Annotated in this window: 16 protein-coding genes and 1 riboswitch; of the genes, 6 read left to right on the forward strand and 10 right to left on the reverse strand. The window is 23.7% G+C overall.

Annotation, left to right across the window (positions count from 1 at the left end; all coding sequences use genetic code 4):
- Positions 1 to 4: 4 nt before the first annotated feature.
- The 6 genes from mraZ to AACL02_RS10535 form a co-directional block, all read right to left on the reverse strand.
- Positions 5 to 448, reverse strand: a complete 444-nt coding sequence (gene mraZ, locus AACL02_RS10510; protein ID WP_281748124.1) for a division/cell wall cluster transcriptional repressor MraZ — start codon at positions 446 to 448, stop codon at positions 5 to 7.
- 272 nt (positions 449 to 720) lie between these two features.
- The gene (locus AACL02_RS10515) at positions 721 to 1,638 is read right to left on the reverse strand and encodes a BspA family leucine-rich repeat surface protein (protein ID WP_339041461.1); all 918 of its coding nucleotides are present in this window, start codon (positions 1,636 to 1,638) and stop codon (positions 721 to 723) included.
- A 152-nt stretch (positions 1,639 to 1,790) separates the two neighbouring features.
- Positions 1,791 to 1,919: a hypothetical protein gene (locus tag AACL02_RS10520; protein WP_338957576.1), complete on the reverse strand. Its 129-nt coding sequence runs from the start codon at positions 1,917 to 1,919 to the stop codon at positions 1,791 to 1,793.
- Positions 1,920 to 1,931: 12 nt separating this feature from the next.
- Positions 1,932 to 2,558, reverse strand: coding sequence for a hypothetical protein (locus tag AACL02_RS10525; RefSeq protein WP_339041463.1), 627 nt, complete (start codon positions 2,556 to 2,558; stop codon positions 1,932 to 1,934).
- A 453-nt stretch (positions 2,559 to 3,011) separates the two neighbouring features.
- Positions 3,012 to 4,946, reverse strand: a complete 1,935-nt coding sequence (locus AACL02_RS10530) for a hypothetical protein (protein WP_339041465.1) — start codon at positions 4,944 to 4,946, stop codon at positions 3,012 to 3,014.
- A gap of 442 nt (positions 4,947 to 5,388) precedes the next feature.
- Positions 5,389 to 6,210 (reverse strand): IS1595 family transposase, encoded by an 822-nt coding sequence (locus AACL02_RS10535; RefSeq protein WP_339041468.1) that lies wholly within the window; start codon positions 6,208 to 6,210, stop codon positions 5,389 to 5,391.
- Here AACL02_RS10535 and AACL02_RS10540 point away from each other — a divergent pair.
- Positions 6,156 to 6,287: a hypothetical protein gene (locus AACL02_RS10540; protein ID WP_339041470.1), complete on the forward strand. Its 132-nt coding sequence runs from the start codon at positions 6,156 to 6,158 to the stop codon at positions 6,285 to 6,287. The genes AACL02_RS10535 and AACL02_RS10540 overlap by 55 nt on opposite strands.
- A gap of 392 nt (positions 6,288 to 6,679) precedes the next feature.
- Positions 6,680 to 7,495, forward strand: a complete 816-nt coding sequence (locus tag AACL02_RS10545) for an IS1595 family transposase (protein WP_339043726.1) — start codon at positions 6,680 to 6,682, stop codon at positions 7,493 to 7,495.
- Between the two features lie 206 nt (positions 7,496 to 7,701).
- Here the strand turns inward: AACL02_RS10545 and AACL02_RS10550 are convergent, their stop codons facing one another.
- Entirely contained in the window at positions 7,702 to 8,388 is a 687-nt protein-coding gene (locus AACL02_RS10550) for a hypothetical protein (protein ID WP_339041472.1), read from the reverse strand.
- 328 nt (positions 8,389 to 8,716) lie between these two features.
- Between AACL02_RS10550 and AACL02_RS10555 the strand changes: the two genes are divergently transcribed.
- On the forward strand, positions 8,717 to 8,908 hold the full coding sequence (locus AACL02_RS10555; protein ID WP_339041475.1) for a helix-turn-helix domain-containing protein: 192 nt from the start codon (positions 8,717 to 8,719) through the stop codon (positions 8,906 to 8,908).
- A 296-nt stretch (positions 8,909 to 9,204) separates the two neighbouring features.
- Here the strand turns inward: AACL02_RS10555 and AACL02_RS10560 are convergent, their stop codons facing one another.
- Positions 9,205 to 9,849, reverse strand: a complete 645-nt coding sequence (locus tag AACL02_RS10560) for a hypothetical protein (RefSeq protein ID WP_339041477.1) — start codon at positions 9,847 to 9,849, stop codon at positions 9,205 to 9,207.
- Between the two features lie 120 nt (positions 9,850 to 9,969).
- On the opposite strand from AACL02_RS10560, the gene AACL02_RS10565 reads away from it, so the two are divergent.
- The 3 genes from AACL02_RS10565 to AACL02_RS10575 all read left to right on the forward strand — a co-directional run bounded on the left by AACL02_RS10565 (position 9,970) and on the right by AACL02_RS10575 (position 12,393).
- Positions 9,970 to 10,785, forward strand: coding sequence for an IS1595 family transposase (locus AACL02_RS10565; RefSeq protein WP_339043727.1), 816 nt, complete (start codon positions 9,970 to 9,972; stop codon positions 10,783 to 10,785).
- Positions 10,786 to 10,895: 110 nt separating this feature from the next.
- Positions 10,896 to 11,450 (forward strand): inorganic diphosphatase, encoded by a 555-nt coding sequence (locus tag AACL02_RS10570; RefSeq protein ID WP_339041479.1) that lies wholly within the window; start codon positions 10,896 to 10,898, stop codon positions 11,448 to 11,450.
- A 52-nt stretch (positions 11,451 to 11,502) separates the two neighbouring features.
- Positions 11,503 to 11,681, forward strand: a riboswitch (cobalamin riboswitch).
- Between the two features lie 124 nt (positions 11,682 to 11,805).
- Positions 11,806 to 12,393, forward strand: a complete 588-nt coding sequence (locus AACL02_RS10575) for a hypothetical protein (protein ID WP_339041481.1) — start codon at positions 11,806 to 11,808, stop codon at positions 12,391 to 12,393.
- 52 nt (positions 12,394 to 12,445) lie between these two features.
- Here the strand turns inward: AACL02_RS10575 and AACL02_RS10580 are convergent, their stop codons facing one another.
- Both AACL02_RS10580 and AACL02_RS10585 read right to left on the reverse strand, forming a co-directional pair.
- Positions 12,446 to 13,225 (reverse strand): J domain-containing protein, encoded by a 780-nt coding sequence (locus tag AACL02_RS10580; RefSeq protein ID WP_339041484.1) that lies wholly within the window; start codon positions 13,223 to 13,225, stop codon positions 12,446 to 12,448.
- Positions 13,226 to 13,559: 334 nt separating this feature from the next.
- Positions 13,560 to 13,901 (reverse strand): hypothetical protein, encoded by a 342-nt coding sequence (locus AACL02_RS10585; protein ID WP_339041486.1) that lies wholly within the window; start codon positions 13,899 to 13,901, stop codon positions 13,560 to 13,562.
- Positions 13,902 to 14,099 lie beyond the last annotated feature (198 nt).

A 14,099-nucleotide genomic window follows, 5' to 3' on the forward strand; every position in this document is an offset into this window, starting at 1 on the left:
ATTTTTATATCTCATCTAGAGCTGCTGCCGCTGACTCAAATTTATCCTTGGTATCTTGATTAAAACTATTTCAATTAGTTTCTGATCAAATCTCAATTTTATTGGATAGTCCAATCATAATTACTTTTTGTTTAATATCAGCTAGTGTCAATAATGAATGTGGAATATTAATGCGACCTTTACTATCAATAGTTAATTCTTCTGAATTAGCAAATACTTGTCTTGCCAAAATTCTGGCTTCTTTCTGACCTTCAGATTGTGATAAGATTTTATCTTGTCATTTAATAAATTCAATTTCGTTACGAATAACTAAACAGCCTTCAAAACCTTTAGAAACAATAACAATCTCATTGTTATGAAAATAACTTCTAAACTTAGAAGGAATTATCATTCGTTTCTTTTCATCTAATGTTGACAATGATTGTCCTAGTAGCATAATATCACCCACACTTTCCCACTATTACCCATATTATATAACCTTTGGCATATAATTGCAATTGATTACTTTAAATGTATGACTAGTCAGTAAAATAAAAGAGCATACAATAATAAAAATAAAAACTCATTTACTTTAAAAAAATAAAGAAATGAGTTAAAACTTTTTAAACTTACCGTTTGTCAATATTATATGCTTTTATAAAAAACAAATATAATATTTTATTATACTATTCTAAGTTTTATTATAGTTAATTACTTAGAAATTAAATACTTTTGATCAAATTAAATAGTGTTATTAATAAAAAAGTTTTTAAATTTAGGTAATTTATTAGAATCAGAAATTGCTGAACCAACAGCAAAATGAGTGTGATCTAGTACATTGGATACATCTCACTTTGAAAGATCTTGATCAAATAATACTGAGCCAGCAAACATACCAGTCATAATTCTTACATTGGATACATCTCAAGTTGATAAATCTTGATTAAATGCTAAAGTATTGGCAAATGTACCAACCATATCTTCTACACTAGATACATCTCAAGCTGATAAATCTTGATTAAATAAAAAACAACCAGTAAACATAACACTCATACTTCTTACATTAGATACATCTCAAGTTGAAATATTACCATTAAATGATGAAGCACCAGCAAACATACCACCCACACTTCTTACATTAGATACATTTCACTTTGAAAGATCTTGATCAAATTTTAAACTACCATTAAACATAGAAAGCATATCTGTTACATTAGATACATCTCAATTTGAAATATTTCCATTAAATGAAGTAGCTCCAGCCAATACACTCAACATACTTGTTACTCTAGATACATCTCAAGTTGATAAATCTTGATTAAATTGTGAAGCACCCAAAAACATAAAATTTAAAGAAGTTATTTCTGGTGGTAATTTGTCAGGTACTTCTTTAATTGTTTCTGACATTCTAACAACTTGAATTTCACCTTGTTGGTTTTTATAAAAACCAATTTGAGTAATTTTGGTAGTTTTTATATTTGATAAATCTCTTTTATTAGTTGTTTGTTCTTTTCCATCTTTATCAATGTAAATAGTATCTTGTTGTGTTTTATTATCTAAAAGTTCAATTTTTTGTGAATTTTTATTTAAACCAGTATTTAAAGTTCCAATAGATGTCCCAAATGTTAAAACACTTAGTGCAGTAATCAATGTTTTCATATTGAAAACCTCCCCTTTTATTTTATTCAATAACTTTTTATTAAATCTATAAGTTATTTATATCTTAGAATGCTTTTTAAGATAATGCAATAACAAATATTTATACTCCCACAAAACACTACTTTTAGCATAACTTTAACAAAAAAATATTACTAATTAGCAACAAAAACTGAATTAACAGAGTTTAATGAAGATGAATCATTATCAATATTTGTTTCATTACATCTTGTCTTAAATTCTTCATCATTAATTAATAAAGTACCATTTTCTTCATTATCCAATATGCTCTGATTTTAATTATTAGTTTCAAAATCAATAGCATTTCAAAATTTATTTATTAATCAATTAGTAGTTCCAGAAACTCCATCAAGTGTAGCAAAAATTGGAGCAATAATTTTTGAATCAAGACCAGGTGTTCAAAATAATGATCCTCCTCCAATAACTGCAGCAAAAGGACATAATAAATTAAAACCATCTTCAATTGACTTTAATATTTTATTAGTTGTTGAATATTTATTAGTAAAATAAATACGTGTAAGTGTTGTTGTTCCAGCCAAAACACCAGAAATAGCAGATATTTCAAAACTAATAAATGGTAGTAAATTAGGAATTGTTAAATCTCAATTACTTGCTTTAGTAAATATTGTTTTAATAAAATTAACATCTAATGTTGTAACTATATATGAGGTATTTGTTAATATTTTTCAAACTTCTATTAATGTTGCTACTTTTTTACTATCTGGTAAAAATGTAAATGCTTTCCCAAAAACACCCCTATTTAAAGCATTTGCTAAATTTAATCATTGTGAAACTTGACGAGCATTATGTAATAATTTAGTAGTTGCACCAGCACTACCAGCACCAATAGCATTTAAAGCAATAGTAATAATTTTTTTATACTGTTCTTGATTATTTATCATTTAATTACTCTTCTTTCTAAGTTAAAATTTCTCTAATTAAACAGCAAAAAAACCTGTTTAGGTAATAATACTAAACAGGCTTAATGATTTAAGCACATATTTCTTGTCTGTTCATATACATTATAAAATCAAAAAATTTAAAAAACAATATTCAAAATAAAGAAAATAGAAAAATATTAAGTAATGTAAACAACAATCTTTACATTACTTTTTTTCTTCAATGGTATTTAAAATATTGATTAAATTTCCTATGGTTGTTGCAAGTGTTAAAACACTTAATCTTGTTAATAATGATTTCATAATTAGTCCCCTTTATTTTCCCCAATAACTTTTTCTTAAATCTATAAGTTATCTATATTTTAAATTGTTTAAAGAAAAAATGCAATAACCGTCTTGTATATTAAGATACTTTTTAAATTAAAATATCTAATTATTGAAGAAAATTATTAAAAATTATTGACTAATATGAAATAATTTTATTTTAAAGATTTTACTTGTAAGAAAATTAGCATTTTTAAATGTAATATCATAACTTTTATTATCTAAATTATTTTTAATTTTATAACTTAAAAATGCACTAACACTACCATCATCATGTTTAAATGTATTCATTGCAATATCACTTAAAGTAAAATAACTATTATTGTTAATATCAAAATATTTACTATACATATCTTTATATAAATTTTCTTGGTCCTTTAACATATTATCAAGAATACCATTATGATGTGTTTTATCCACTATTATATTTAGTAAGGAATTTAAACTACTAGTAGAAGTATTTAATCAATTAGAAAAGTTTGCAAAAACACTATCTTGTTTAAAATTAGTTTCACCACCAAATTGAACACCTAATAATTGTAATATTTCTTTAGTTTTACTAATATTATCTGTTGTTGGATGATTAATAATATATTTAAGATTATTTAAAGCATTAATAAAATCTTTACTACCGAAAGTTAAATCTAAATATTTTACTAAATCTTTTAAATCAATTAATGGATTTGTTGTTAAATATTTATTAGTAAACTCAAATATTTTATTAATTGTGTCACTAATTGGAACATTTTTAATTGCTGATTCTAAACTATTAACAACTTGTTGAGGAATATCACTAATAGCTGAAATAAAAGAAAATTTCTTTTGAATCTCAGGTAATGTTCAATATGAATCAGTTGATGCAAAGGTAGCTTTCGCAATAATATCTTCACCAAAAGGTCCGGTCATTAAATTGGTAACTAATTTAAGCATATTATCTTTTGAAGATATTAATTCTTGAAAAATAGTTAATACTTTTTTTAGTTGAACTGTATTATTTTTAAGTAGTGTTTTATCATCTCAAGTAATACTATCAATGCCAAAAGTTGGATTAGTTAATTTTAATACTTCGCTTTTAACCATTGGTATTATTGTTTTTATTAAATAAGGTCATGCCACTGGATTTGTTAAAATCTTATTAAGAGTTTCACTAAATGTAGCATTAAAATTATCAGAATTAAAACCAATAGGTCCAGCACCTCATAAAGCATATTTAATATTATCGCTAATCATTTCACCAATATATTTTCATGATATTGACTTAAACATATAATTAAAATTAACACCAGCTATATATTCATAAAATTGATTTCAATTTCAATTTTTTGCTTCATCTTTAACATAGTATCACTTTTCATGACTTGGAATATTTCAAGCTTGAGCAAATGTCGCTTTCTTTGACATATAATCTTGCATTTTTTCAAAAGTAGTATTACCACTAAAATTATCTTCTTGATCTCAATCTGCTAATAATTCATCAATAGTATTAGTTATAATTGGAATATAATTAGTATAAGATAAGTAATCATTAATATTTGGTATTAAATTTTTAATATTTTTTAACATTCCATCAATCATATTAACAGTATCATCATTAGATAAAATAGAATTATTTAAATAATTTTTAACCATTGGCAATATGTCACGATAACTACTATAGCTATTAATATTATTGGCGATAGTGTCAACTTTAGATTGATTAATACCATTACGTTGAAATAAAGAATGAATAGTATTAATACTATTACCATCTAAGTTGCTAGTTCAATCATTAATAAAATCATTTCCATTATTCTTACCTGTAAGATTATCAATTTGAATAGAAGGGGCTTGATTATACATATTATTTAATAAATTATTAGTATTAAAACCTTTATTTTTACCAATTAATAACGATTTACCAACAATAGAGGTTTCATTAGCATACTTAGTTGCTGTTTTAGTATCAACATTGTTGTTAGCAAAATTATTAATACTAATATTGTTTGTATCAATTGTGAATGCTAAAAGCGACATACTAGAACTTAATAAAAGGCTGGTAGTAAAAAATAAATTTAATTTTCGTCTCATATTTTACACTCCATTTATAATGATTTTCTTATTATTATAAACTATTACAAAATAATGTACAGTAAATTTTATTTTTAAAAAAAATATCTACTAATAAGTTAAATTAGTAGATACTTAATACATTTTAATTATGAATTTAATTAGATATTCCGTTTTTGTTAAGTTAGGACTAATAACTAGTAAAGGAATATTTATAAATTTATGAGAAAGTATGTTTATTATGTTTTTTTGGTATAGAAACATTAGTTTTTGGTGTAGAAGCATTAGTTTGTGTTTTATTAAAAACATGTGTTGGTTTAACTGAATGATTATTCTCTTGAGTAAAATGAGAATGTTTTTTGTGTTGATGTAATTTATTATGGCTTTTCTCCCTTTATGTACTATTTTAATTTTATCACATAAATGCTGAGAAAAGCCTATCTACGGACTTCTCCCCACATTTTTAAATCAAACATAGAATTACAGTTTCAAAACTAGGTATCTTGTTGAATTTATATGCAGCTTCTTTAGCATATAAATGAACATGATGTTTTGAAACTTTGATATGTGTTTTAAATGTTCTTCTTATATGTTTTCAAACTGATTCAATTTGGTTGGTATTTACACCAATTTTTGAAACATAGCCATCTTGATGGTTAACTGTTTCATGCTTAGTGAAAACTGATTTAAAATCGCAATATCCTTTTCAAGAATCAGTATATACAAGACATTTTGAAGAAATGTGGTTTTTTGCAAACTGCAAAAGATTTTTACTCTTTGCGTTTTTCAATACTTTCACAATTAAATTATTGGTTGTTTTTTGATAAATGCCAACAATCAAGGTTTTATTCACCAAGGATCTTCCTTGTTTTTTAAAACCCATATGTGAAAGATACATTTCATCAATTTGCACTGTACCTTCAACAATAAATTGAGGTTTTTGTTTTGCAATACGTGTTCTGATTTTATGAGTAATTCTTCAAGCAGTTTTCAAAGTCACTCCCAATTCTTTTGCAATATCTGTTGATGGAATTCCATGTTTGGTGTTTATTCATCTAAAGATAAGATAAAACCAAGATGTTAAAGATGTTTGTGACCTTGAAAATATGGTGCCTGTGAGAATGCTAAATGTTTGATTACATTTTAAACATCTCATTCTTTTTAAATCAGAAGTATTCAAATTAAAACTAAAACACCTAATACATTTGTTTTCTTTCAAATTTGCTATATATGCAAGACATTGCTGTTCAGTTTGAAAAGCATTGTTGAATTCATTCAGTTTCATTATTCCCTCCACAAGTACATGTGGGGAGAAGTCCGTTTATTATTACATTTATTAAACAAATGTTTAATCAAATGTAAGGGATTTACTATACAGTGATGATGATGAGATAAAATATCAACAATATTAGTTAATAAATAATTAACATTTTTATTAGCTTCCAAATTATATTGGATAGGTTTTTCTAAAATGCTATAAAAGGTAGGAATAATATTATTATAATTAGCGATATCTCTTTCCTGTAAATATGTTAACATTTCCAAAACTTTTTTATTATTTACTAAATCATTATTACTTTTAAACTTTCTATTCTTGATAATGCTATGATAAGAATTTGGAACACATAAACAATATTTTATTTTCCTTGATGATTTTATTTTCTTTTTTTCTTAATTTCAGAAAAAATATTATTATAAAACCAATTAAAAAAACGGACTTCTCCCCACATGTACTTGTGGAGGGAATAATGAAACTGAATGAATTCAACAATGCTTTTCAAACTGAACAGCAATGTCTTGCATATATAGCAAATTTGAAAGAAAAAAAATGTATTAGGTGTTTTAGTTTTAATTTGAATACTTCTGATTTAAAAAGAATGAGATGTTTAAAATGTAATCAAACATTTAGCATTCTCACAGGCACCATATTTTCAAGGTCACAAACATCTTTAACATCTTGGTTTTATCTTATCTTTAGATGAATAAACACCAAACATGGAATTCCATCAACAGATATTGCAAAAGAATTGGGAGTGACTTTGAAAACTGCTTGAAGAATGACTCATAAAATCAGAACACGTATTGCAAAACAAAAACCTCAATTTATTGTTGAAGGTACAGTGCAAATTGATGAAATGTATCTTTCACATATGGGTTTTAAAAAACAAGGAAGATCCTTGGTGAATAAAACCTTGATTGTTGGCATTTATCAAAAAACAACCAATAATTTAATTGTGAAAGTATTGAAAAACGCAAAGAGTAAAAATATTTTGCAGTTTGCAAAAAACCACATTTCTTCAAAATGTCTTGTATATAATGATTCTTGAAAAGGATATTGCGATTTTAAATCAGTTTTCACTAAGCATGAAACAGTTAACCATCAAGATGGCTATGTTTCAAAAATTGGTGTAAATACCAACCAAATTGAATCAGTTTGAAAACATATAAGAAGAACATTTAAAACACATATCAAAGTTGCAAAACATCATGTTCATTTATATGCTAAAGAAGCTGAATATAAATTCAACAAGATACCTAGTTTTGAAACTGTAATTCTATGTTTGATTTAAAAATGTGGGGAGAAGTCCGTAGATAGGCTTTTCTCAGCATTTATGTGATAAAATTAAAATAGTACATAAAGGGAGAAAAGCCTAAAAAAATAATACTCATGATAATAATTAAAATAACTATTAACTTCATATATTGCTCCCTAATTTTATTTTTAATTAATAAGTATTAATTTAACATTTTATTTTATAAAATAAAATACTTTTTATTAAAAATAATAACGTTTAGCAGAACCTATCTTTCTTTCAACTAAACTAAATAAGATAAAGATAAAAATAAATCTTAAAATTTCAATACCAAGTAAAATAAATAATATAATTACTGAATGATTATTAAAATTAAGAATATTATTATCATATTCATCAGGTCTTGGTAGGTTAGGACTAAAATAAAGTAATACTAAAGTTAAAGCAAAATATAAAGTAGCAATAATCGCATTTAAGGGTACTATTACTAGACCAGCACTTATTTTTTTGATAGTATCTACTTTTAAATTTTTACTTTTATTGCACAATTTAAAAAGATAGTAGTAAATAAAATAAAAAGAAACAATAAATAAAATATTAGCAATATTATCAAAGAAAATTTGAATTGGTGGATGATCACTATCTGCTAATAAATGTAATCAAGGTTCGATAATACCAATTGCTAATGTATAATATAAACCAATAATTGGTAAAGCAAAAGCAATAATTAATGAATCAAAAATTCTTAATGGTAAAATTACTCCCATAAAGTGAATAGGTATTTCAATTAATGAAGAAGCAACAGCTAATCCCAATAAAATTCCTGTCAAAGTAATATTAAAAATTTGTTGTTTTGAATTAATCTTTATTTTTTTCTTTGTTTTTATATCTACTTTTTCTTTTTCTTGGTCAACACTTTTAACTCTCATTATAACTTCTCCTTTTTAAAATAGGTATTTAATTAAATAAATACTTATTTATAAAAATTATAAATTACTTTTAATTAAAAAACAAGACATTTATTAAATTTTTATAAAAACTATTAATACTACTCTAATTTAGAAAATTAATTAACAATGAAAATATCATAATAATAATTTGATAAATAATTTTTATTACAATAAAAATAACAAAAACTAAAAAATAAATTATAATATTAATCATTAATTTAAACAGTGTTAAATCCTTATATAGATATTTTTCTGTATTAGGATTTTTATTAAATTAAATATTGAAAAAGAAAAGGAAGATTAAAAGATGGCAAAAAAATATACACTCGAAATAAAAGAAAAAGTATTACAATATTTACAAGATGGTAAAAGTTATGATGAAATCAAAAAAGAAACTGGCATTTCAAAAACAACAATTTGAATTTGAAAACAAAAAGCAAGAAAGAATGAACTTAAAACAAAACATTCAGTCAACTCAACTCCAAAAGATATATTATAAGAAGCTATCAATATTGCGGAAATAAATTGTGATAATAATGAGAATCAAAATTATAAAGAAGAATTTTTAAATCAACAACAAGCAATAAATTTATTATCAGTAAATATTAACAAACAAATAGAAAACAACTATTTTGATAATTCAGAAGAAGATAGTGATTCAGAACGATTAGTAATTGATGAAGATTATAAAGAAGAAGTAAATATTTGAAGACCTTGAGAAGAATCAGAAATAAAACAAAATAATGAAGAATCTTTAGTAATAGAAATAAAAAAAGATCAATTAAAATATATTATTTAAATATTAAAATGTTGTACTAAAATTTGTACTGGCCTAACTAATAATAAATATAAAAACAAAACTGAAGTAAATTTAATTAAATTAAATGGTACAAATACAATTCAAATCTTATCTTTAAGATCAGCAGCACCATACATGTCTAAAATAAAAGCTCAATTATAAAAAGCACTAATTAATGATACTAAAATACAAGTAATAACAATTGTTGGTATTTCAATAATCATTAATCGTTTTCAAGAATTATTAGATTGCGTTTTTCAAAATGGTAATTGCTTAAATAATAATTTAAAACTACTATATAATAACAATAAAGTAATAGTATTTAACATATAAGCAAATTCACCAATTGGTTCAGCATTACCAGAAGGAAAATGAGGTAAGATTAAACTTAGTCAAGGAACAATAATGGCAATTAACAAACTATAAGGAAGTTTAATAATTAACAATGCAATTAAATTAATAGTATTACCAAAATCAATTTTTAAAAAAGGTAAAAAAATAGGTGGTGTTTCTAATAAGGTCATTAATGTCGTAACTGCTAATAAACTACTAACTAATACTATTCTATGAGTAGTTAGTTTTAAAGAATTATTCATATTAATTTTAAATTGTTGTCACTTTTTCTCATATTTTAAACTCATCTTTTACTCCTTAAAATACATTTATTATTTTAATTATATATAAAAAAACGTTTATTTATTATATAATAAAATTAATTTTCGGACTTCTCCCCACATGTACTTGTGGAGGGAATAATGAAACTGAATGAATTCAAAAATGCTTTTCAAACTGAACAGCAATGTCTTGCATATATAGCAAATTTGAAAGAAAACAAATGTATTAGGTGTTTTAGTTTTAATTTGAATACTTCTGATTTAAAAAGAATGAGATGTTTAAAATGTAATCAAACATTTAGCATTCTCACAGGCACCATATTTTCAAGGTCACAAACATCTTTAACATCTTGGTTTTATCTTATCTTTAGATGAATAAACACCAAACATGGAATTCCATCAACAGATATTGCAAAAGAATTGGGAGTGACTTTGAAAACTGCTTGAAGAATGACTCATAAAATCAGAACACGTATTGCAAAACAAAAACCTCAATTTATTGTTGAAGGTACAGTGCAAATTGATGAAATGTATCTTTCACATATTGGTTTTAAAAAACAAGGAAGATCCTTGGTGAATAAAACCTTGATTGTTGGCATTTATCAAAAAACAACCAATAATTTAATTGTGAAAGTATTGAAAAACGCAAAGAGTAAAAATCTTTTGCAGTTTGCAAAAAACCACATTTCTTCAAAATGTCTTGTATATACTGATTCTTGAAAAGGATATTGCGATTTTAAATCAGTTTTCACCAAGCATGAAACAGTTAACCATCAAGATGGCTATGTTTCAAAAATTGGTGTAAATACCAACCAAATTGAATCAGTTTGAAAACATATAAGAAGAACATTTAAAACACATATCAAAGTTGCAAAACATCATGTTCATTTATATGCTAAAGAAGCTGCATATAAATTCAACAAGATACCTAGTTTTGAAACTGTAATTCTATGTTTGATTTAAAAATGTGGGGAGAAGTCCGTAGATAGGCTTTTCTCAGCATTTATGTGATAAAATTAAAATAGTACATAAAGGGAGAAAAGCCTTAATTTTTAAAAGGAGATGAAGTATTAATGAATAAAAGCGAAAATAACATTGTGCAAATGGTAGTTGAAATTCCCAAAGGATCAAGTAATAAATATGAATATGATTGAAAATCTAAAACTATGATATTAGATCGTGTTCTTTATGGTGCTAATTTTTATCCCGGTGAATATGGATATATTCCTGAAACTTTAGATTACGATGGTGATCCTTTAGATATTATTAGTTTAATTACTTATCCAACTTTCCCTGGTTGCTTAGTAGAAGTTAGAATTTTAGGAATGATTAAAATGATTGACGGTGGTGAAGTTGATAATAAATTATTTGGTGTTGTTAATTCTGATCCACGCTTTAATGAGTATCAAGATCTAAAAGATGTACCACAACATTTACGTGATGAAATTGTTAATTTCTTTCTACAATATAAAGAATTACAAAAAAAGAAAGTCATAATTGAAGGTTGAGGTAACTTAAAAGAAGCATTAACTGAACTTACAACATGTAAAAATATGTTTAAACAACATCAAAATGAAATGAATAATTTACCAAAAGCAAAATTAGTGTCATTATTAAACAAAAAATAAAGAAAAAATTTAATATATTAAAAATATATTAAATCATTTATCATTAAATACAACTAAATAAAATTAAATAGATGAACAACTGTTCATAAAAGGGAATTAAGTAATCTTAAGCTGCCCCAGCAACTGTGATACTGATAAAAGTTACATAATCCATTTAAATCAAAGATTTTGAGAAGGGTAACAAGTAAAATGAAGTTAAGCCAGTAGACGTATCTATTTAATACTACTAAACTAATCTCTGGGTGCAGATAACAGTTATATAATTTTAATTGATGTTTTATCTCCGATTAGTATAACTAAACCACCTTTATGAGGTGGTTTTAAATTTAAAAAATAAAGAAAGCCGAGAACAAATATGAGTAACCATGTCCAAAAATTAATTCGTATCTTGATTATTCCTTCATATGCAGCACTGATCTTTGCTTTAAAAGAAGTACTAGCAATATTACCAAATATTGAAGTTGTAACTTTCCTATTAGCATTTTCAGCATTAGTTTTTCCATTATATATGTCAATTACTATTCCTTTAATTTTTGCTTCATTAGAAATTCTACTTTACGGTGGTAATAGTTGAATATTTTTATATTTTAGTATATGACCAATATTGGTAATAATAATTTGAATATTTCATCATTTAATTAAAAAGCATTGATGAATTTTTGTAATTATTACAAGTTTATGAGGTTTTACTTTTGGTACATTTGATGCTCTAATTCATTTAATATTATTTGGTAAATCCAGTTTTTATCTTTACTGATTATCTGGATTAAGTTTTGATGCTATTCATGGCATTGGTAACTTTATGTTTAGTAGTTTTCTGTATAAACCAATTATCAGTATTTGAAATAAATATTTACAATATTATATTATTATTGATAATAATATTATTGAAGAACGCAATGATGAACAAACATCAAATAATGAAATATTAGTTGAACCATAAAACTAAATTTATATTTAAATCATTAACTATTCATATAATATTATTTATATCATTAAACTGATGATGAAAAGTGTTTATTTCAATCTCTTATTGAATCTTTTTCTTCTAAATTAAATGAATTTATATATTTTTTCAAATCATCTTCTTTTGCAAATGATTCTTTAAGATCTTCTTGTAATAATTTTTGCTCATTAATTAATATTTGCATATTAGTTTTTAATATATCATATTTTTCTTTTAAATTTTCTTTTTCCCTATTGGTTTTTATAAATTCATTTTTATTTTCACATAGTTCTTTTTCTGTTATTTTATTTCAATCATAAAAATCTAAAGTAATACATTTAATATAAAAATTAATTCTTGGATTTATTTTCTTTGTATTTAAATTAATAATAGATTTTCTTAATTTAGAACTTTTTGACTGTAAAGTTAAAAGTTCTTTTTCTAATTTCTTTAATTCTATTTTAAAATCAAGTATTTTAGGTAATAACTCAATATAATATTTTTTTATTTTTTGATCAATTTCTTTTTCAAATATCTTAAATTTTTGCTTAACTAAAATTTCTTCTTTTTGTTTATTTTGAAATGTTTCTTGTTCTGCTTGTTGTTTTTTTAAATTTTCTTTCCATATTTTATTAGTTTTTTCTTCATATTCTTTTTGTTTAACTAAAACATTACGCGCTTCACTTAATTTTTGAAAATTAATAGTTGCTTCTGGATTATTAGTATTTTTATCTGGATGTAATTTTAAAGATAAACGTCTAAAAGATGCATTAATTTCAGGAATTGTTGCACCAATAGATAAACCTAATAATTCATAATATTGTTCCATTTTTAGTTTTTTTCCTTTTTAATAAACACTACTATATTCATAAATAATGGTTATATTTATGGTAAGTTTTGTACACGATCATTTACTGGTGTTTGACTAGTTAATTCTAAATCATTAATTTCTTGAACAAATTTAGAACAAGAAAATTCTTTATCTTGTGAAGTGTTTTTTATACTATTTTTTTTATCATTAATATTTTTTCATAATTCAGTTAATTTAATTAAATTATTTAACTTATCATTTATTTTTTTTCTTTCTAAACTAATATTTTCAAATATTATTTTTAAATCTGTTCGTTCATTAGTTTTTTCTTGTATTTCCTTTTTATTTTTATTTAGTTTTTTTCTATTCTTTTATTTTTATTAACAGAACCACAACTAAGCATTCAAAAAATAAAATTTTTAAAATTGCCGATTTTTTGCTTTTCCAAAAAAACATTTTCTTCTAATAAACTAGTTATTTTAAAAGTAGCATCAGTAATTACATCAATATAATTTGATAATATTATGGTTCTTTTTTCAACTTCTTTATCTAATACTTTAATTTTTTCATTAAATACTTGAATTTGTTCAATTGATAATGATTTAATATCATCTTCGGTAAGTAATTGAATTTGCTCATCTGTAAATATTTTAATTTGTAAATCTTTTTTATCCTTATCCTTATCTAATGGCATATTTTACTCCTTATTTAATAAGCATTTTTGTTAAGTTGTTTTTTAACTTCATTAATCATTTTTTCTAATTGATTAATTGCTTCTATTTGTTCTACAATTCCTTTTTTAGTTTCCTTAGAAACAGAAACTGTTTCTGCTTCATTTTGTAATTTTATTAATTTATCTTTTTCTTTTTGTAATTTTTATTGTCCAATTTCT

This window comes from Spiroplasma endosymbiont of Apeira syringaria (assembly GCF_964020205.1).
Lineage (GTDB): Bacteria > Bacillota_I > Bacilli_A > Mycoplasmatales > VBWQ01 > Spiroplasma_E > Spiroplasma_E ixodetis_A.